We start from the raw sequence: 19,314 nt of genomic DNA, 5'->3' as shown, positions 1-19,314 counted from the left end.
CGCGTGCCGACCACGCCGCCACGCCGTCTGACGGGAATCGTCCTCTACACCCTCGCCCTGGTCCTCGGCCTCGTCGCGCTCGCGGGGGTGGGGGCGCGTCTTGCCGTCAGCCATGTCGACCGCTACCAGGACACGCTGACCCGCCTCGCCGGCGAGGCCCTCGGCCGTGAGGTCGAGGTCGGGCGCGTCAGCGGCCGCATGAACGGCTGGCGCCCGGAGCTGCGCTTCACCGACGTGCGCATCGGCGGCGGTGACACCCGGCTGGAGCTGCCGGCGGTGACGGTCGACATCGACCCGTGGCGCTCGCTGACCGAAGGGGCGCTGCGTGCCTCCCGCATCACTGCCGAGGGGAGCGCGCTAACGCTGGTTCAGCAGCCCGGCGGCGGGCTCGCGCCGGCGGAATCCGCGTCGCTGCCACTGGCGGCGCTGCCGTCGCGGATCGCACTGCGCGACGGGGTCGTGCGCCTGATCGGCCGCGGCGGGTTGCGCAATGTCGTCCTCACCGGGGTCAGTGCCGACCTGGTGCGCGATGACGGTGAGCTGCGCGTCGCCGCCGAGGGCCAGGCCCCGGGCATCGTCGAGGGAGACGTCCGCATCGCTTACCAGGGTGCCGCGGATGGTGGCCAGGGCGTGGCCTACGTGCGTGCCCGGGCCGCGCGCCTGTCGCGGCTTGCCGGCTGGCTGCCGCCGGCGGTGCGTCCCGAGGGGCTTAGTGGCCGGGTGGACCTGGAGCTGTGGTCATGGCGCGAGGAGGGCCGGATCAGCGACGTCCGTGCCCGCCTGCGCGCCAGTGACATGACCCTGCACGGCGTTGCCGTGCAGCGCCTCACCGGCCAGGCGCGCTGGCAGCCTGCCGGGGACGGTTGGCGCGTGGACCTGTGGGACTGGCGTTGGCGTCACGACGACACCGACGGGGTCATGGCGGTGGCGGCCCTGGCGCGCGATCCCGGGGAATGGCGGCTGGGCGTGCCGCGACTGGCGGTCGGCCCCCTGCGCACCCTGATGCTCTCAGTGCCGGGGCTGCCCGGGCGGTTGTCAGAGGTGCTGGAGTCCCTCTCCGGGGAAGGTGCGGTCACCGACCTGCGTGCCTCGCTCTCCGGGACGGACTGGCGCGTCAGCGCCAACCTGAAGGACGCCGGCCTGACCGCCAACGGACGCTGGCCGGGTATCGGCGGGATCAGCGGGCGGTTCGTGGCCGCCGACCAGGGCGGACGCTTCCAGCTCCGGACCGGCACTGGCACCCTGAGGCTGCCGGCGTTCTTCCGTGAGCCGCTGCCCCTGGACGCCGCCCGCGTCAGCGGCGAGTGGCGCCACCGCGAGGACGGCCTGTGGCGTATCCACGTCCCCGAGCTGGCGTGGGAGTCGCCGGACGGGACGATCACCGGCGGCGCAGCCTTGTGGCTTGGCATGGAGAACGGCCCCTTCCTCGACCTGAGCGCCAGCCTGCGCGACGGCGTGGTCTCGCGGGTCTCCCACTACATCCCGGCGCGGGTGATGAAGGACGACAAGCTCGTCGCCTGGCTGGACCAGGCCTTTGTCGACGGGCGCGTGCCCAGCGGCGATCTGCGCCTGTACGGCCCGCTCCGGGCGATGCCCTTCCGCGACGGCGAGGGGCTGTTCCGGGTGCGCGTCCACGGCGAGGGCGTGCGCTTCAGTTTCCACCCCGAGTGGCCGGCGATCGGCGACGGTGTCGCCGACCTGCGCTTCCTCAACGACCGCATGACCGTCACCGCCGAGGCGGGGACCTACCAGGGCACGCACCTCGTCTCCGGCGAGGCGCTCATCCCGCGCCTGGGCAAGCACGCCCAGCTGCAGCTCTCGCTGGAGAGCCGCGGCCCGGCGGAGGACATGCTGGACTTCCTCCGCGACTCGCCGGTGGGCGCGCACGCCCCGCCGCTGTTCGACGCCCTGCACGTCAGCGATGCGGCGGTGCCGCTGTCCCTGAAGCTGGACGTGCCCCTCGAGGAGGTGGAGCGGGGCGATGTCGACGGCCGCGTGGACCTGGACGGGGCGACGGTCACGCTCGATGGCGAGCCCTACCGGCTGACCGGCGTTGCCGGGCGTATTGCCTTCAGCGAGCGCGGCCTCGCCTGGGACGGGCTCACCGGGACCTTCGCCGGTGCCCCCTGGCGCAGCAGTGCGCAGACCCGCCTGGACAGTCGCGGCTCGCGCATCATGATCGACGCCGCAGGGCGTGCCGGGGTGGCCGAGCTGCTGCCGGGGATGCCGGCGCTCGCCGGGCGGACGGAGGGTGAGGCGGACTGGCGCCTGAGCCTCGACGCCCCCGGTTTCCCGCCCCACGGCCGCGACGGGGACATGCACGTGAGCGTACGCTCGGATCTGCGCGGCATGGCCGTGGATCTGCCCGGTGGCTTCGGCAAGGCCGCGGACGGGGCCCTGGCCCTGCGTGCCGAGGCGGCGGCCGGCCGGAATGGCCTCGCCGGTCCGGTCTCCGTCGTCTGGGGCGATCGCGCGGCGTTGCGCCTGGCGCTGGACGGCACCGACGTGACCACCGCCGCCATTGCCCTCGGTGGTGGCGACGTGCCGGCCCTGCCGGAGGCCGGCACGCGTATCACCGGCAGCCTGGACACCCTCGCTCCGGGCGGCCTGGCCGGTGCGGCACCGGCCGGGGTCCAGGCCCTGCCGTCGCCGCTGACGGTCTCGCTGCGCGTCGCCCATCTGCACCTGGACGGCTACCAGGCCCGCGACGTCGATCTATCCGCCCGCCCGGAGGACCGCGGCTGGCGGGTCGCGTTCAGCGGTCCGGACCTGCTGGGCGAGCTCCGCATCCCACCGACGGACGGGAGTGATCCGTTGTCCGTCAACCTCGAGCGCGCCCGCCTGTCTCCTGTCGACAGCGGAGGAGAGGGCGGTGGCGGGCCGCGGGAGACGGTCGAGCGGTTGCCGGCGGCGCAGGTGCGCGTCGGTGATCTCACCGTGGGTGACTACCGCTTCGGCCGCGTCGAGCTCGACCTGGCGCCCCCCGGGGCGGGGAACCGGCTGCGCCGGCTGCATGTCGAAAATCCGGTAATGGAGGCGACCGTGACCGGTGAGGGCGGGGCCGATGGGGTGCGCCTGAAGGTCCAGGTCCAGGCCAGCAATGCGGGCGCGGCGCTGGAGCGGCTCGGCTACCCCGGGGCGCTGGAGGGCGGTTCCGGGCGGCTGAATGCGACCCTGCGCTGGCCGGGCCGGCTTCTGGAGCCGGAGGTCGCCACGATGGATGGGCGCGTGGGCTTCGAGGTCAAGGATGCGGTGCTCCCCTCGGTGGAGCCCGGGGCGGGCCGGGTGCTCGGGCTGCTCAGTCTGCCGCTGCTGCCGCGGCGCCTGCTGCTCGACTTCTCGGACGTTACCGACGAGGGGCTCGCCGTCGACCGGGTGAAGGCGGCGCTGAACCTGAGCGATGGGGTGCTCACGCCGGAGCAGTTCTTCCTGGAGGGGCCGGCGGGGCGGATCGACATCGCCGGGCCGGTGAACCTGGTCACCCAGCGTCTCGACCAGACGGTGACGGTCACGCCCCGCGTCTCCTCCGCACTGCCGCTGATCGGCGGCCTGGCGGGTGGCCCGCCGGGGGCCGTTCTCCTCTTCCTCGCCCAGCGGGTGTTCGGTGACGACGTCGATCGGCTGAACCGCTACCGTTACCGGGTCACGGGGTCATTCGACGACCCGAAGACCGAGCCCCTGGAGATCGACAGGGGGAACCAGAGCAGGAGTACGCCCGGACGGGGGCTGAATGACGGTGAAAGCGCAAGTATCGCTCGTTGAGATGAACTCCGGTGACGATGTCGCCGCGAACCTGCACGCCGCCGCCGCGGCGGTTGCCGACGCCGCGGCGGCCGGGGCGCGGCTGGTGGTGCTGCCCGAGAATTTCGCCTTTCTCGGCGCCGACGCGCAGGCGAAGTTCGCCGTGGCCGAGGATGCCGGGGACGGCCCGATCCAGCGCTGGCTCGCCGACACCGCCGCGGCCAGCGGCGTGTGGCTGGTGGGGGGCACCATTCCCCTGCACGGCGACGACGGGGCGCGGGTACGCGCCGCCTGCCTGGTGTACGACGATACCGGGCACTGCCGGGCGCGCTACGACAAGATCCATCTCTTCGACGTGGACCTCGGTGCCGGCGAGGGGTATCGCGAGTCCGCGACCTTCGAGCCCGGCGACCGCCCGGCCTGGGTCGACACCCCGCTCGGTCGGCTGGGCCTGGCGGTCTGTTACGATGTCCGGTTTCCGGAACTCTTCCGGTGGCTGGCGGATGCCGGCTGCGAGCTGGTGGCGCTGCCCTCGGCCTTCACCGTACCCACGGGGCAGGCGCACTGGACGGTGCTGGTGCGCGCCCGCGCGATCGAGAACGGCATGTGGCTGCTCGCCCCCGGCCAGGTCGGCTCCCATCCCGGCGGCCGTCGGACCTGGGGCCACAGCCTGGTGGTCGATCCCTGGGGCGTGGTGCTCGCCGAGGGCGAGGGACCCGGGGCGGTGACCGCGGCGTTCGACCCGGACGCGGTGGCGGCCGCGCGCCGGCGTATCCCCGCCCTCGAGCACCGGCGTCCGGCAGCCTACGCGGCGGGGCGGTGCTGACCGTCCGCGCCGGGGAACGACAACGCCGGCCACGGGCCGGCGGCATTCGGAGGTAAGCGATGACGAGCGAAGTCATGGAGCGCAACCTGGGCCTCGCGCGCGAGTGCCTGCTCGCGCCCGCGGGCCTCGCCGAGTCCGACCTGGACCGGGTCTTCGGCCAGCTCATGGGCCCCGGCGTGGACGCCTCGGACCTGTACTTCCAGCAGCGCCGCCACGAGTCGTGGGTGCTGGAGGACGGCATCATCAAGGACGGCAGCCGCAACCTCGACCAGGGCGTGGGTGTGCGCGCCATGAGCGGCGAGCAGACCGGCTTCGCCTACTCCGACGAGATCGTCATGCCCGCCCTGCTGGAGGCCTCGCGGGCGGCCCGCGCGATCGCCCGCAGCGGTGACAGCGGGCGGCTCCAGGCGTGGCAGGCGGCCAGCGGGCGCTCGCTCTACGAGCCCGTGAACCCGCTGGAGACCTTTACCTCGGACGAGAAGGTCGAGCTGCTGCGTAGCGTCGACGCCGAGGCCCGGCGCCAGGACCCGCGGGTGGAGCAGGTCATCGTCAACCTCTCCGGGGTGCACGACGTGGTCCTGGTCGCCGGCTCGGACGGCCGCCTCGCCGCGGACGTGCGCCCGCTGGTGCGGCTCAACGTCAGTGTGATCGCCGCGGACGGCGAGCGCCGCGAGAGCGGCATGGCCGGCGGCGGCGGGCGCACCGGCTATGCCGTGTTCACCGAGCGCGACCAGGCCCTCGGCTATGCCCGCGAGGCGGTGCGGCTCGCGCTGCTCAAGCTCGACGCCGTGGAGGCGCCGGCGGGGACCATGCCGGTGGTGCTCGGTCCCGGCTGGCCCGGCGTGCTCCTCCACGAGGCGGTGGGGCACGGCCTGGAGGGGGACTTCAACCGCAAGGGCACCTCGGCCTTCGCCGGCCGCCGTGGCGAGCGCGTCGCCTCGCCGCTGTGCACCGTGGTGGACGACGGCACGATGCCGGGGCGGCGCGGCTCTCTGAACGTCGACGACGAGGGCAACCCCACCGGCTACAACGTCCTCATCGAGCGCGGCATCCTCAAGGGCTACATGCAGGACAGCCTCAACGCCCGGCTCATGGGCGAGGCGCCCACGGGCAACGGCCGGCGCGAGTCCTACGCCCACCTGCCGATGCCGCGGATGACCAACACCTACATGCTCGCCGGTCCCCACGACCCCGGCGAGATCGTCGCCTCCGTGGACCGCGGGCTCTACGCGGTGAACTTCGGCGGCGGCCAGGTGGACATCACCTCCGGCAAGTTCGTGTTCTCCGCGAGCGAGGCGTATCTCATCGAGAACGGCCGCGTCACCCGCCCGGTCAAGGGCGCGACGCTGATCGGCAATGGCCCCGACGTACTCACCCGGGTGTCCATGGTCGGCAACGACCTGGCCCTGGACGGCGGTATCGGCACCTGCGGCAAGGACGGCCAGAGCGTGCCGGTGGGCGTGGGCCAGCCGACGCTCAAGGTGGACGCGCTCACCGTGGGCGGAACCCAGACCTGAAGGAGCCTCTTCCATGAGCAGTGAACGCGACTGCAACCGCGGTCTGCCCTCGGTGGCGGAGCTGAAGACACTGGTCGAGCGCGCCCTGGAGACGGCGCGCCAGCGCGGCGCGAGCGCCGCCGAGGTGGCCGCGAACGCCAGTCAGGGGCTGTCGGTCAAGGTGCGCCAGGGCGAGGTGGACACCCTGGAACACATGCGCGACCGCGGCCTTGCGGTGAGCGTGTACTTCGGTCAGCGCAAGGGCGAGGCGAGCTCCGCGGATTACAGCGCCGGCGCCATCGACGAGACCGTGGCCGCCGCCTGTGAGATCGCCCGCTATACCTCCGAGGACCCCTGCAGCGGCCTCGCCGATGCCGGTCTCCTGGCCCGGGACGTCCCGGACCTGGGGCTCCACCACCCCTGGGGCGTGAGCGCCGAGGCGGCCATCGAGCTCGCCCGCGAGACCGAGCGTGCGGCGCTCGATGTGGATTCGCGGCTGACCAATTCCGAGGGTGCGGAGGTCTCCGCCGGCGAGGGCGTGCGCGTCTACGGCAACAGCCACGGCTTCATCGGCGGTTACCCGGCCAGTCAGCACGCGATCAGCTGCGCGGTCCTCGGCCGCGAGGGCGACGCCATGCAGCGGGACTTCTGGTACACCGCGGCGCGTGCACCGGAGTGGCTGGAGTCGGCGGCCGAGGTCGGCCGCCAGGCGGGGCGCCGGACCGTGGCCCGGCTGGGGGCGCGACGGCTGAGCACCCGCCAGGTGCCAGTGATCTTCGACCCGTCCACAGCGCGGGGGCTGATCGGCCATTTCGTCGGCGCGATCTCCGGCGGCAGCCTCTATCGCCGCGCCTCGTTCCTGGTGGACCACCTGGACCGTCAGGTCTTCCCCGCCGGCTTCTCGATCAGTGAGCGGCCGCATCTCCCGGGGGCGCTCGGCAGCACGCCGTTCGACGGCGAGGGCGTGGCGACCCGCGATCGCGAGCTGGTAGTGGACGGTGTGCTGCGCGGCTATGTGCTCTCCAGCTATAGCGCGCGCAAGCTCGGTATGGAGACCACCGGCAACGCCGGCGGCGTGCATAACCTCTGCGTCGCCCCCGGCGAGAAGGACCTGGACGAGCTCGTCGCCGACGTTGGCGAGGGACTGCTGGTCACCCAGCTCATGGGACAGGGCGTGAATACCGTCACCGGCGACTATTCCCGCGGCGCGAGCGGCTTCTGGATCGAGAACGGGCGGATCGCTTACCCGGTCGAGGAGATCACCATCGCCGGCAACCTCAAGGAGATGCTCCGCCACATCACCGCTGTGGGCCGGGATGTCGATACCCGGGGCAGCATTCGCACGGGTTCGCTGGTCGTCGAGGGCATGACCGTCGCCGGCGAGTAACGCGGGTCTTGTATCCGCACCGGTGCGGTGCCATGTTCTCGGTGGGCGCAACGCCGCCACCGGGCCGCTGTGGCGCTCTGACGCATGACAAGACCTCTGAGAAGATTAGTAGTAACGGCTGGATGAGGTGTCGAGTGAAGCTTCGCGATCTGCTGGAGAGCTGGGAGGAGTCCGCCAGCGAGCCGAGAACCCGCAACGCCTACTGTGTGCGGCTGCCTGTGCATGATGCCGCCAAGCTGGCGGCCCTGGAGGAGATGTACCCGGGGCGCTCCCAGGAGCAGATCATCACGGACCTGCTCTCCACCGCCCTGGACGAGATCGAGGCGGCCTTCCCCTACGTGCAGGGCGGCCGCGTGGTCGCCGAGGACGAGCAGGGCGATCCCATCTACGAGGATGCCGGTCTGACCCCGCGTTTCCAGACCCTGGCGCGCAAGCACCTGGAGCGGCTCGAGGCCGCGGCGGACGGCGAGCAGGGCCAGAGCTGACGAAAACGGCGGCCACCGGCTGCGCCGGTGACCGCCGTCGCGCGGGCGGCGGCTACTTCGAGCCGTTGCCGTCCTGCCTGGCCCAGTCCGCCTGGTAGTCGACCTCGGCGTCCTTGCGCCACTCGTCGAGGCGGCTGCGGATCTCCTGGCGGGCGAGCGTCTGCTTGATCTGGTCCCGCACCTCAGCGAGCTTCGGCGCCTTCGCCTGGCGGACGTCGCTCAGCCGGATGACGTGCCAGCCGAACTGCGTCTTCACCGGCTCACTGGTGTAGTTGCCCGGCTCCAGGGCCTGCACCGCCTTGCTGAAGGCCGGCACCATCTGGTTGGGCCCGAACCAGCCGAGATCGCCGCCGCGCTTGCCGGTCGGCCCGGTGGAGTACTCCTTGGCGAGGTCGGCGAAGTCGCCACCGTCGTCGAGCTTGCCGATGACCTCCTTGGCGGTTTTCTCGTCCTTCACCAGGATGTGGCTCGCCTTGTACTCCTTGCCCTTGGCCTTGTCGGCGTACTGCTTCTTGTACGCGGCCTTGATCGCGTCCTCGTCGATGTCCTCCTTGGCGATCCGCTCGATCAGCCCCCGCGCGAGGATCGCACGGCGGGTGTTGGCGAGCTCGGCCTGAACCGCCGGGTCGTCGCCGACGCCCCGCTCCGCGGCCTTCTGCGCGAGGATCTCGAGGTCCACCAGCTGCTGGAGGAAGGCCTGCTTGCGCCCTTCCGGAAGCTGGCCGCCCTGGCCACGGGTTCTCTGGTTGACGGCCTGGTCGAACTGGGTCTGCGTGAGCACGTCGCCGTTGACGCTCACGACCGGCTCGTCGGCCTGAACCCCGGACGCCGCGATGGCGAGGGCCAGGCCGAGGCCCGCAACGATTTGTCTTTTCATGCTCTCTCCCGGTTGCTGGGACTGGATGGATGGGCGTCAGCCGTCCTCCCCGGCCTCCGCCGGGGTGAGGGCGGTGATGCCCAGGGCGTGGATGACGTCATTGCGCATGGCGTCCCCCATGGCGGCGTAGACCATGCGGTGACGGGCGAGAGTTCCCCGGCCCTCGAAATCCGGGCTCACCACGTGCACGTGATAGTGACCGCCGCCGGCGCGGGCGCCGGCGTGGCCGGCGTGCAGGTGGCTGTCGTCGCGCACGCCGATCGCCTCGACCTGGATCGCCGCGCGCAGCCGCTCCTCGATCATGCGCTGGCGCTCCGCGCTCACGGCAGCACCCGCTTGAACGGCTGCACGGTGACACCGCTGTACACGCCGGCGGCGACGTAGGGATCGTCGTCGGCCCAGCGCCGGGCGTCGTCCAGGGAGTCGAACTCCGCGATCACCACGCTGCCGGCGAAGCCCGCGGGCCCCGGATCCTCGCTGTCAATGGCGGGCATCGGCCCGGCGAGCAGCAGCCGGCCCTCGTCGCGCAGCGCCTCCAGCCGCGCGAGATGGTCGGGTCGCGCGCTGGCGCGGGCCGCCGTGCTGTCCTCGACATCGGTGCTGTAGATTACGTAGTACATGGCCGCCCTCCGCTCGGGGTGGAAATGCCCGGAACCATACCACATCGCCTGCCCGCGGCCGTGCCGTTACACTGCGGGGACCGGGCCCGTGCCCCGGGCCATGCCGGCAACGCTCACAAGGAGGCGCGATGAGCCAGTTCTTCCAGATCCACCCCGAGACCCCGCAGCCGCGCCTGGTGCGGCGCACCGTGGAGGTGCTGGGCCAGGGCGGCGTCATCGTCTATCCCACCGACTCCACCTACGCCCTGGCCTGCCGCATGGGCGAAAAGGATGCCGTGGACCGCATTCGCGAGATCCGCCGGCTCGGCGACGATCACAACTTCACCCTGGCGTGCCGAGACCTCTCCGACATTGGCGTGTACGCCCGGGTGGACAACAACACCTTCCGGCTGCTCAAGGCCCATACCCCCGGGCCTTTCACCTTCGTGCTGCCCGCGACCAGCGAGGTCCCGCGGCGGCTGCAGCACCCCAAACGCAAGACCATCGGCATCCGCGTGCCGGATCACCGCGTCGCCCAGGCCATCCTCACCGAGCTCGGCGAGCCGCTGATGTCGACCTCGCTGCTGCTGCCCGGCGAGGAGCTGCCGATGACCGACGCCGAACTCATCCGCGAGCGCCTCGGCAGCCGCGTGGACGTGGTGGTCGACGGCGGCCCCGGCGGCATGGAGCCGAGCACGGTGGTCGATCTCACCGGGCCGGCGCCGGAGGTGGTGCGCCGCGGCGCCGGCGACGCGAGCCTGTTCGAGGGCGGTTGAGCGCCGACGCTGCGTTCCCGCGCGGGCGCGGTTATCATGGTCGCCCCGACGCGACGGACCACGAGACAGAGGAGGCGGTTTGACTAGCCACGACGCGCAGCGGATGCGGGTGCTCTCGGGCATGCGCCCCACCGGTCGGCTTCACCTGGGGCACTACCACGGGGTGCTCAAGAACTGGGTGCAGCTCCAGCACGAGCACGAGTGCTTCTTCTTCATCGCCGACTGGCATGCGCTGACCACGGCCTACGACGAGCGCGAGATCATCGCCGAGAACGTCTGGGACATGGTCATCGACTGGCTCGCCTGCGGTGTGAACCCGTCGCTCGCCCACGTGTTCATCCAGTCGCGGGTAATCGAACACGCCGAGCTGCACCTGCTGCTGTCGATGATCGCGCCGCTGGGTTGGCTGGAACGGGTGCCGACGTACAAGGACCAGATCGCCAACCTCCGTGAAAAGGACCTGGCGACCTACGGCTTCCTCGGCTACCCGGTGCTGCAGAGCGCGGATATCCTCATTTACCGCGCCACCGCGGTGCCGGTGGGCGAGGACCAGGTCTCCCACGTGGAGCTCACCCGCGAGCTCGCGCGGCGCTTCAACTACATGTTCGGCCGCGAACCCGGCTTCGAGGAGAAGGCCGAGGCGGCGGTGCGCAAGATGGGCAAGCGCAACGCCAAGAAGTACAACGAGCTGCGCCGGCGCTACCAGGAGCACGGCGATATCGAGGCCCTGGAGCAGGCCCGGGCGCTGCTCGGCGAGCAGCAGAACATCACCTTCGGCGATCGCGAGCGGTTGTTCGGCTACCTCGAGGGCGGCGGGCGGACCATCCTGCCGGAGCCGGAGGCCTTCCTGACGCCTTCGCCGCGGATGCCCGGGCTGGACGGGCGCAAGATGTCCAAGTCCTACGGCAACGCGATCTCGCTGCGCGAGGAGCCGGACGAGGTGGACCGCAAGATGCGCACCATGCCCACCGATCCGGCGCGGGTGCGGCGCTCCGATCCCGGGGAGCCGACCAAGTGCCCGGTCTGGGACTTCCACAAGCTCTATTCCGACGAGCGTACCCAGGAGTGGGTCCTGGAGGGATGCCGCTCGGCGGGCATCGGCTGTCTGGAGTGCAAGTCGCGGGTGATCGACGCCGTGCAGGCGGAACTCGACCCCATCCGCGAGCGCGCCCGGGAGCTGGAGCAGGACCCGGAGCGGGTGCGCAGCATCGTCTCCGAGGGCTGCACCGAGGCCCGGGGCGTGGCGCGGGAGACCATGAAGGAGGTCCGCGGCGCCATGGGGCTGGACTACCGGTGACGGGGCACGGGCGCCGGTGAACGATTCCGAGGCGCTGCCGACGGCGGAGGAGGTCCTGGCCCATGTCCGGGGCGAGCCGGTCACCGAGTTGCCCCGGGACCTCTACATCCCGCCGGATGCCCTGGAGGTGTTCCTCGAGGCGTTCGAGGGGCCGCTGGACCTGCTGCTCTATCTCATCCGGCGCCAGAACCTGGACGTCCTGGACATCCCCATCGCCGAGATCACGCGGCAGTACATGCGCTACATCGAGCTGATGCGCGACATGCGCCTGGAACTGGCCGCGGAGTACCTGGTGATGGCCGCCATGCTCGCGGAGATCAAGTCGCGGATGCTCCTGCCGCGGCCGCCGGCGGCGGAGGACGAGGAGGCCGATCCCCGCGCCGAGCTGGTGCGCCGGCTCCAGGAGTACGAGCGCTACAAGCAGGCGGCGGAGGGCATCGACGCCCTGCCGCGGGTGGCCCGGGACATCTTCCCGGCCCATGCCCGGGCGCCGGATCGGCGGCGCACCCGGGCGGACCCGGAGGTGTCGCTGCGCGAGCTCCTCTCCGCCTTTGCCGGGGTGCTGGAGCGCGCGCGGCTGTACACCCATCACCAGGTGCGCGAGGAGGCGCTGTCGGTGCGCCAGCGCATGTCCGACACCCTGGCGCTGCTGTCCCGGGAGCGGTTCACGCCGTTCACGCAGCTGTTCACCCCGGAGGAGGGGCGCGACGGCGTGGTGGTGAGCTTCCTCGCCATCCTGGAGCTGCTCAAGGCCGGGCTGGTGGAGATCGTGCAGGCCGAGCCGTACGCCCCCATCCACCTGCGCGCCGGAGGCGGTGGCGGGGCCGCCGATGCCCCGGAGGACGACGACGATGAGTGAGCCTGAGCTGCGCCACATCCTCGAGGCCGCGCTGCTCGCCGCCAACGAGCCGCTGTCCGTGGAGCGTCTGCGGGGGCTGTTCGCCGATCATGAGATGCCCGCACCGGCGACGGTGCGCGAGGCCCTGACGGGGCTGGCGGCGGACTACGAGGGCCGGGGCATCGAGCTCTCGGAGGTGGCGAGCGGCTACCGGATCCAGGTGCGCGAGGACCTGGCGCCCTGGGTGTCGCGGCTGTGGGAGGAGCGCCCCGGGCGCTATTCCCGGGCGCTGCTGGAGACCCTCGCCATCATCGCCTACCGCCAGCCGATCTCGCGCGGCGAGATCGAGGAGATCCGCGGCGTGAGCGTGGCGAGCTCGATCATGCGCACCCTCCAGGACCGGGGCTGGGTGCGCGTCCTCGGGCACCGCGAGATGCCGGGGCGGCCGGCGGTGTTCGGCACGACCCGGGCTTTTCTGGATTACTTCAACCTCAAGGGGCTGGACGAGTTGCCGACGCTGATGGAGCTGCGCGACCCGGACGCCGAGCACCCGGAGCTGGACCTGCGGCTGCCGGAGGCCGGGGACGACGGGGAGACGACATGACCGACACCGCCGGGACCGAGAAACTGCAGAAGGTGCTCGCCCGCGCGGGCATGGGTTCGCGCCGGCAGATGGAGGCGCTGATTCGCGACGGCCGGGTCCGCGTGGACGGCCGTGCCGCGACCCTGGGCGACCGGGTCAGCCCGCACGCCCGGATCACGGTGGACGGCCGGCCGCTGGGCCGCACCGCGGTGGAGCCGCCGCCGCGGCAGGTGCTGATCTACCACAAGCCCGCCGGCGAGGTGACCACTCGCTCCGACCCCGAGGGCCGGCCGACGGTGTTCAAGCGGTTGCCGCAGCTGCGCCGGGGGCGGTGGGTGGTGGTGGGGCGCCTCGACGTGAACACCTCGGGGCTGCTGCTGTTCACCACCGACGGCGAGCTCGCCAACCGCCTGATGCATCCGCGCTATCGCCTGCCCCGGGACTACGCGGTCCGCGTGTTCGGCGGGGTGGGCGACGATGTCATCGCCCGGCTCACCGAGGGGGTGACCCTGGAGGACGGCCCGGCGCGATTCGAGTCCGTGGAGCCGCTGTCGCCGGAGGAGGCGGCCAACGAGTGGTTCCGGGTGCGCCTGCGCGAGGGGCGTCGCCGCGAGGTGCGCCGGCTCTGGGAGTCCCAGGGGCTGCAGGTCAGCCGCCTGATCCGCGTGCAGTTCGGACCGGTGGAGCTGCCGCCGCGGCTGCGCCAGGGACAGCACGCGACGCTCAAGCCCGGCGAGGTGCGTCAACTCTACGAGCTCGTCGGCCTGCCCGTGGCCGACACCGCGGAGCGGCGCCGGCCCCGTACCGGGCGTGGCGGCGGAGGGCGCCGCCAGGGACGGCGCTGACGTGCTCGCCGGGCTTTTCGAGCGGCTGGAGGCCACGTACGGCGATCTCGGCTGGTGGCCCGCACGCGATGCCTTCGAGGTGGCGGTGGGCGCGGTGCTCACCCAGAACACCGCCTGGCGTAACGTCGAAAGGGCCATGGCCGGGCTGACCGAGGCCGGGCTTCTGGACCCGGCCGCCATGGGCGATGCCCCCCACGAGACCCTGGCGGAGGCGATACGCCCGGCCGGCTACTTCAACGTGAAGACGCGGCGGCTTCAGGCCCTGTGCGCCGCCTGGCGGGCCGCCGGCGGCGCCGAGGGGCTGGCGGCGAGGGAGACGCCGTCATTGCGGGCGTATCTGCTGGACATCCACGGCGTCGGCCGGGAGACGGCGGACGACATCGTCCTCTATGCCTTTTACCGTCCGGTCTTCGTGGTGGACGCCTACACCTATCGCATCCTCGGGCGCTACGGCTGGCTCGACGACGAGCCGCCCTACGAGGGGCTGCGTGAGCGCCTGGAAACGACCCTGGCGGGCACGCCGCAGGCGTATCAGCATTACCATGCCTATCTGGTCGAGCTGGGCAAGGAGCACTGCCGGCCGCGGCCGCGCTGCGCGGAGTGCCCGGTGACGGACCTGTGCGGGAAGCGCGGTGTGGCGGCCGGGCAGGGGTGAGGCGTCGGTGTCAGCCCGGGGTGCCGGCGGTCCGCGGGGCCTCGCTGGTGCCGTTGTGGCGGACGCGGGCGACGCGGCCCTCCAGCGATGCCGGCATCGGCGGGGCCTCACCGACGAACACGACCAGCCGCTGGGTGTCGCCGGCGCCGTCCGCAATGGCGGTGAGGTCGTCGGCGACGGACTGGCGCCGGAGCGCCTCGTCGAAGCCCTCCAGGACGTAGATCCCGAAGTGGCGGCTCGCCCGGATGTAGGAGAGGACTTCCGAGGGGGTGCGGGTGCGGGGGATGAGGATATGCTCGATCCCCAGCCGGTAGAGTCCGGCGCCGGCGCGCCAGTGGTAGACCGCGCGGCCCGTGGTCAGCGTCAGGCGCTTGAACAGCGCCACGAGCCGGTCTCCGTCCGTGGTGTGGATGCTGGCCAGGCGGTAGCCGGACCCAATAATCCTCTCGACAGCGCGTGCTGCGTCCATGTCGTCGCGTCCATTGCCGTGGGTTGGGATTGTTCCGGGCGGGCTCACGTGGGTACGCCGAACCCCGCCCCCAATGTAATCCCGGCCACCATAGGCCCGATCGCCGTCCCCCGACTGTGAAGGGTGTCAATATTTTTCAAGCCAACGCGGGGGGTTACTCCTCCTCGTCGGCGGCGCTCATTGCGGTGAACCGCGCCGCCTGCTCCAGCGGGGTGGCCGGATCCAGCAGCTCGACGATGCCCGGGGCCACCGCCTCCGGCAGCGGGGTCGCGCCCTCGGTCTCCGCGGAGAAGGCGGTGCGCCGCAGCAGGGTGCGCACCGGCCCGGGGTCCACGCTTGCCAGGCGCAGCGGGGTGTCATCCGGCAGCTCCGCGGCATAGGTGTGCATGAGCCCTTCCAGCGCCCACTTGGAGACCCCGTAGGCGCCCATGAACGGCACGCCCTCACGGCCCGCCTCGTCGCTGATGAACAGCACCCGGCCGGCGGCGGACTCCAGCAGCAGCGGTGCGCAGTGGGCGAGGAGCAGGAAGGCCGCGTTGACGTTGACGTGCAGGGTGCGCAGCCAGACCTGCGGCTCGTACTGGGTCAGCGGGGCGGGCTGGCCGATCTCCGCGGCGTTGAGGACCAGCGCGTCCAGGCCGCCGAGGCCCTCGCGCAGGCGTTCGGCGAGCTCTGCCAGGTCGTCCGGGCCCACGCCGGCGAGCTCCATGGGGTAGATCGCGGGCTCCGGGCCACCGGCGGCGACGATCTCGTCGTAGACCGCCTCAGCGGCCTTCACCGTGCGCTCGAGCAGCACCACCGTGGCGCCGGCGGACGCGGCGGCCAGGGCCATGGCGCGGCCGAGGCCGTTGCCGGCGCCGGTGATCAGCACACGGTGGCCGGACAGTGCGGCGGGCCCGTCGGGGATCGGCAGCGGCTGGACGGGGAGGGCGGTCATTGTGTGTCTCCGTTGCTGTGTCGCCGGTGTGCGGCCCGCGCCCGACGGGCGTGCCGCCAGGCGTGCCAGAGCTTGCGCACGGGCGTGAGGTGGTGGCGTTGCTGAAGCACGGGCATGCCCTCGGCACGCAGGCGCTCCAGCAGGGTACGGTACAGCCGCGCGTGGACGGTCAGCGGCAGCAGGCGCCGCTGCTCCGCGTCGGGGACCGCGGCTAGGGCGTTGTCGAGAAAGTCCATGATCCGGGCGGCCTGCCCGTCGAGGAAGGCGCGCACGGGTTCGCTGTCGGGCTCGCGCAGCAGTTGCCCACGCTCCAGACCGGCCTGCGCCAGCTCGTCCTCCGGGAGGTGCAGCCGTCCCGCCTCCAGCTCCGGGCGCAGCCGGCGCAGGCCCCGGAGCAGGGGCAGGGCCATGCCCAGGTCGTGGGCGAGGGTCGCGGCGGTGTCCGGTGCAGCGCCGCACCCGGCGACCGCGAGCCGTACCGACCCGCCGCCGAGGCGGTGGCAGTAAACACTGAGCTCGCGGAAGCTCGGGTAGCCGCCGTACTCCAGATCCATGGCGACCCCGTCGAGCAGCGCCTCCAGATCGTCCCGCGGCAGGGCCCGGCGCGCATTCGCCGCGGCCAGTGCCTGGGCGGCCGGATGCTGGGCGCCGCCGTCGAGGGCGCGTCCCACCTCCTCGCGCCACCACGCGAGCTTCGCCGCAGCGACCCCGGGGTCGGAGACCTCGCGGGGGATGGCGGTGAGCTCGGCGTGCACGGCGTTGACCGCGAGCAGCGCCTCGCGGCTGTCCGCGTCGTCGGCGAACAGCAGCGCGTAGTGGAGGCTGGAGCCCGGCGGGGCGGCCTTGTCGCGGCAGTACTGCTGGGGCTGCATGGGTCCAAGGGCTGCGGCGTGGTGGCCGGGGAGTATACCGGGCCAGGCGGCCACGTAGCGAGGCACGGGTGTCGCTGCGTCCCGACTCCTCCCGGTCCAGTGCTTTTGAGTGCCCTCCCGGGGGCGGCCGGCGGCACCGGGAAACCCGGAGGCCCGTGCCGGGAGGCGTGTCTTGCAGTATGGCGGTCGCCGCGGGCAGCGGCGAGCACGGGCGATTGTCAGGCGATGGCGGACGTGCGACGGGGACGTGTGCATCGCGGGCGGGCGCCGTTGCGGGGGGGCATCGGGAAAGATAGAGTTTCGCGCTTGGCGCGCGTTCCTCTCCGGCAGCGTCGTTTCTACCCGCGACGATGGTTCTCAAAGGAGGAGATGCAGCCTGTCTTCGTGTTTTGCGTGCCGTCGTGAACAGGGCGGGGCGTCGGTTTATGGCCCGGTTATCGTTCGTCGACCTCCCGGGCCGGGCCCCGGTGCCTCGTCCGTTTGCAGGTTCGTGGACGGTCCCCCCGTTCGATGATGCAGGATGTCTCATGGAAGGGTTACAGATCCTTTTGTTCGGGGTCGTGCTGATTGTCTCGATTGTCAGCGTGATCAGTTACCAAGGCCGGCGACGGGCGTCGAAGCGCCGATTCCGTGTGCTTCAGGACAGTGCCCCCTCCCGCGGGCTGAGCGAGGAAGAGCGTGCGGCGCTCGGCGAGGTCTACAGCGGGCGCAAGTACGGCGGCGAGGTTCGTCAGCTCAACGGCCTGTACGCACGCCACGGCATCACGGGCAACAATGCCGGTCAGGGGCAGTATCACGACCTCATCGACGGCGTCGAGGTCGAGCTGCATCAGCGGCTGCGCAACGTCCTTGCGAATTACAACGAGGCGGAGGTCGTCCTGGCCAAGCGGACGGCGCTGGTGGTGCAGCTCAACGGCCGGACCCTGGCCGACGCGGTGGCACTCGACCGGCGCAGCGAGCGCGCCGAGGCCCGCGTGGCGTCCGGGGATTTCTCCGCCGATCCTTCCTCCTCCGGGGCGGCAACCACGGGCGCAAGCGCTTCGGCGGCGGCCTCGCAGGGCGGGGGGGACGGTGCCGAAGAGAGCGCGGTGACCCTGCTCGGGCAGCGTCGTGAAACCCGTGAGGAGGCCCGGCTGAGACTGGACGCCGAGACGCGCGGCAGCGCGGGCGCGCTTGTGTGTCTGCTGGGGCTGCTGGGGGTGCTCGGTTTCGCCTGTTTCGATCTGGCCTGGGGCTGTGCGGCCTCGCTCCTCGTGGCCCTGCTTGGCGTCTGGCGCTATCTCGCCGCGCCGATGTGGCCCATCGGTGGCAAGGCGGTAGACGTGAAGCGCCTGAGGGGGCCGCTCGAGCGGGTGATGACGCGGCAGACCGTCCAGGAGACGAACATCAGTGTTGCCGTTCCCCGCATGGAGTATCTCGACCTGACCTACCCGGGTTCGTGGTTGCCGCCGCTGTGGGAGCGCCTACCGATGACGGCGGCGGAGGTCGAGGTCGACGCGGAACGGCACGTGCTCCAGCACGGCTCGCTGTCACTGTATGAACAGCGGCGGCGTTTCCCCATCCACCACTGGATTCGCCATGCCGTTCTCGCCATCGGTGCCGCCCTGCTGCTGATCCTGGCCTGGGTGCTTTCCTCGCCGCTGAGCGTTTCCCTTCCCATGGCCTGGAATCTGCTGAGCGGTCCGGAGGAGATCGATGCCGACGGGCCGCAGGCGCTGCGCGACGTGACGCTGTGGCCGGGGGACACTGTGGCGATCTCCGGGCAGGCGGGCTGCCGGCTGAGCAGCCCGAGTTCGGCGGTGACCTCGATGCTCGACTGCTCGCGCCTGGTGTGGGGGGCGCCGGCGCGGGCGCTGCCCGAGGTGACGGTTTCGCCCGAGCTCCAGCGTCTGCAGGAGGCGATATTCAGGCTCTATACCGGCAGTCCCGCCGAGGACGTGGACCTGCCGCGGTACCAGCGTGCGCTCATGCGCCGGTACGACCGCCGCCTTCTCAGCGGGCTGGGTCAGCTGAAGGCCGATGTGAAGGCGCTGTGCGACGAATACTACGTCTCCGACGGGTGCTACCGGGCGGAGCGCGTGTTCAAGCGCATCGACGAGTCGTCGCCGCTGCTGGCGGCTGACGATGCGGCGCTGCTCTCCCGGCAAGACGCCGTCTGGTTCTCCAGACTTCTCCTCAAGGTTCTCCTGCCCGCCTACGTCAAAGAGGTCCAAGAACCGTTCCAGGCCTGGAACCGGTCCCGCTCCGGGCAGGTCCGTACGCAGCTGAAGGGCCGCTTCGAGCTGGCGGGGGGCGGCGCACGGGAGGCGTTCCTCGAACGGCGGGGCCTTGCCCTGACGGAGCTCCTGGGCGACACCGTCAATCGCGAGTTCCGTGTCCAGGGGGTCGTCGAGCATGTCGGCCTGGAGGGGGACACGCTCAGTCTGGCGCTCATCCCCGAGGAGGACGCGCCGTCGTTCGTGCGTGGCGTCGTGCCGCCATTCATGGTGATCCTGCTGTTCGTCGTGGCGGCGAGCCAGGGTTACCTGGCGCGGCAGGGGTATCGCCGGAGCAAGGCACGTGAACAGAAGGTCGGGCGCTGGGCCGCCGAGCACCTGCGCTAGGTTTGCGAATTCGCTGCGAGGCCCGCCC

General features: G+C 71.8%; 18 protein-coding genes. 12 read left to right on the top strand and 6 right to left on the bottom strand.

From position 1 onward, the window contains the following. Positions 1-3: 3 nt before the first annotated feature. The 5 genes from C516_RS0111895 to C516_RS0111875 all read left to right on the top strand — a co-directional run bounded on the left by C516_RS0111895 (position 4) and on the right by C516_RS0111875 (position 7,935). Positions 4-3,762, top strand: coding sequence for a YhdP family protein (locus C516_RS0111895; protein WP_018718619.1), 3,759 nt, complete (start codon positions 4-6; stop codon positions 3,760-3,762). Further along, on the top strand, positions 3,731-4,567 hold the full coding sequence (locus C516_RS0111890; protein ID WP_026321143.1) for a carbon-nitrogen hydrolase family protein: 837 nt from the start codon (positions 3,731-3,733) through the stop codon (positions 4,565-4,567). Before C516_RS0111895 ends, C516_RS0111890 begins: the two co-directional genes overlap by 32 nt. Before the next feature lie 59 nt (positions 4,568-4,626). Next, entirely contained in the window at positions 4,627-6,084 is a 1,458-nt protein-coding gene (gene tldD, locus C516_RS0111885; protein WP_018718617.1) for a metalloprotease TldD, read from the top strand. A gap of 13 nt (positions 6,085-6,097) precedes the next feature. Further along, on the top strand, positions 6,098-7,450 hold the full coding sequence (pmbA, locus tag C516_RS0111880; RefSeq protein WP_018718616.1) for a metalloprotease PmbA: 1,353 nt from the start codon (positions 6,098-6,100) through the stop codon (positions 7,448-7,450). 134 nt (positions 7,451-7,584) lie between these two features. Beyond that, on the top strand, positions 7,585-7,935 hold the full coding sequence (locus C516_RS0111875) for a hypothetical protein (RefSeq protein WP_018718615.1): 351 nt from the start codon (positions 7,585-7,587) through the stop codon (positions 7,933-7,935). A gap of 52 nt (positions 7,936-7,987) precedes the next feature. On the opposite strand, the gene C516_RS21405 is transcribed toward C516_RS0111875, so the two are convergent. Genes C516_RS21405 through C516_RS0111860 form a run of 3 tightly spaced genes read right to left on the bottom strand, consistent with a single transcriptional unit; the run spans position 7,988 to position 9,432 of the window. Beyond that, positions 7,988-8,812: a peptidylprolyl isomerase gene (locus C516_RS21405; protein ID WP_018718614.1), complete on the bottom strand. Its 825-nt coding sequence runs from the start codon at positions 8,810-8,812 to the stop codon at positions 7,988-7,990. 36 nt (positions 8,813-8,848) lie between these two features. Continuing rightward, positions 8,849-9,136, bottom strand: a complete 288-nt coding sequence (locus C516_RS0111865; RefSeq protein WP_026321140.1) for a BolA family protein — start codon at positions 9,134-9,136, stop codon at positions 8,849-8,851. After that, on the bottom strand, positions 9,133-9,432 hold the full coding sequence (locus C516_RS0111860; protein ID WP_018718612.1) for a YciI family protein: 300 nt from the start codon (positions 9,430-9,432) through the stop codon (positions 9,133-9,135). Before C516_RS0111860 ends, C516_RS0111865 begins: the two co-directional genes overlap by 4 nt. 128 nt (positions 9,433-9,560) lie before the next feature. Between C516_RS0111860 and C516_RS0111855 the strand changes: the two genes are divergently transcribed. From C516_RS0111855 to C516_RS0111830, 6 genes are all read left to right on the top strand, one after another. Beyond that, the gene (locus C516_RS0111855; protein ID WP_018718611.1) at positions 9,561-10,187 is read left to right on the top strand and encodes an L-threonylcarbamoyladenylate synthase; all 627 of its coding nucleotides are present in this window, start codon (positions 9,561-9,563) and stop codon (positions 10,185-10,187) included. Positions 10,188-10,290: 103 nt separating this feature from the next. Beyond that, positions 10,291-11,484: a tryptophan--tRNA ligase gene (locus C516_RS0111850; RefSeq protein ID WP_018718610.1), complete on the top strand. Its 1,194-nt coding sequence runs from the start codon at positions 10,291-10,293 to the stop codon at positions 11,482-11,484. A gap of 16 nt (positions 11,485-11,500) precedes the next feature. Then, entirely contained in the window at positions 11,501-12,343 is an 843-nt protein-coding gene (locus C516_RS0111845; protein WP_018718609.1) for a segregation and condensation protein A, read from the top strand. Then, on the top strand, positions 12,336-12,926 hold the full coding sequence (gene scpB / locus C516_RS0111840) for an SMC-Scp complex subunit ScpB (protein WP_018718608.1): 591 nt from the start codon (positions 12,336-12,338) through the stop codon (positions 12,924-12,926). Before C516_RS0111845 ends, scpB begins: the two co-directional genes overlap by 8 nt. Further along, the gene (gene rluB, locus C516_RS0111835; protein ID WP_018718607.1) at positions 12,923-13,750 is read left to right on the top strand and encodes a 23S rRNA pseudouridine(2605) synthase RluB; all 828 of its coding nucleotides are present in this window, start codon (positions 12,923-12,925) and stop codon (positions 13,748-13,750) included. Before scpB ends, rluB begins: the two co-directional genes overlap by 4 nt. Position 13,751: 1 nt before the next feature. Then, entirely contained in the window at positions 13,752-14,405 is a 654-nt protein-coding gene (locus C516_RS0111830; RefSeq protein ID WP_026321138.1) for an endonuclease III domain-containing protein, read from the top strand. 10 nt (positions 14,406-14,415) lie between these two features. On the opposite strand, the gene C516_RS0111825 is transcribed toward C516_RS0111830, so the two are convergent. The 3 genes from C516_RS0111825 to C516_RS0111815 all read right to left on the bottom strand — a co-directional run bounded on the left by C516_RS0111825 (position 14,416) and on the right by C516_RS0111815 (position 16,683). Beyond that, positions 14,416-14,874, bottom strand: a complete 459-nt coding sequence (locus C516_RS0111825) for a hypothetical protein (protein WP_018718605.1) — start codon at positions 14,872-14,874, stop codon at positions 14,416-14,418. Between the two features lie 154 nt (positions 14,875-15,028). Beyond that, on the bottom strand, positions 15,029-15,811 hold the full coding sequence (locus C516_RS0111820) for an SDR family NAD(P)-dependent oxidoreductase (RefSeq protein ID WP_018718604.1): 783 nt from the start codon (positions 15,809-15,811) through the stop codon (positions 15,029-15,031). Continuing rightward, a complete protein-coding gene (locus C516_RS0111815) occupies positions 15,808-16,683 on the bottom strand; it encodes a squalene/phytoene synthase family protein (RefSeq protein ID WP_018718603.1) in 876 nt (291 codons plus the stop codon). The genes C516_RS0111820 and C516_RS0111815 overlap by 4 nt, the downstream gene beginning before the upstream one ends. Positions 16,684-17,210: 527 nt before the next feature. On the opposite strand from C516_RS0111815, the gene C516_RS0111810 reads away from it, so the two are divergent. Beyond that, positions 17,211-19,286, top strand: a complete 2,076-nt coding sequence (locus C516_RS0111810) for an IgaA/UmoB family intracellular growth attenuator (protein ID WP_018718602.1) — start codon at positions 17,211-17,213, stop codon at positions 19,284-19,286. Positions 19,287-19,314 lie beyond the last annotated feature (28 nt).

Origin of the sequence: Arhodomonas aquaeolei DSM 8974 (assembly GCF_000374645.1) — a bacterium.
Classification (GTDB): Bacteria; Pseudomonadota; Gammaproteobacteria; order Nitrococcales; family Nitrococcaceae; genus Arhodomonas; species Arhodomonas aquaeolei.
This window is presented reverse-complemented; position numbering and strand designations above follow the sequence as displayed.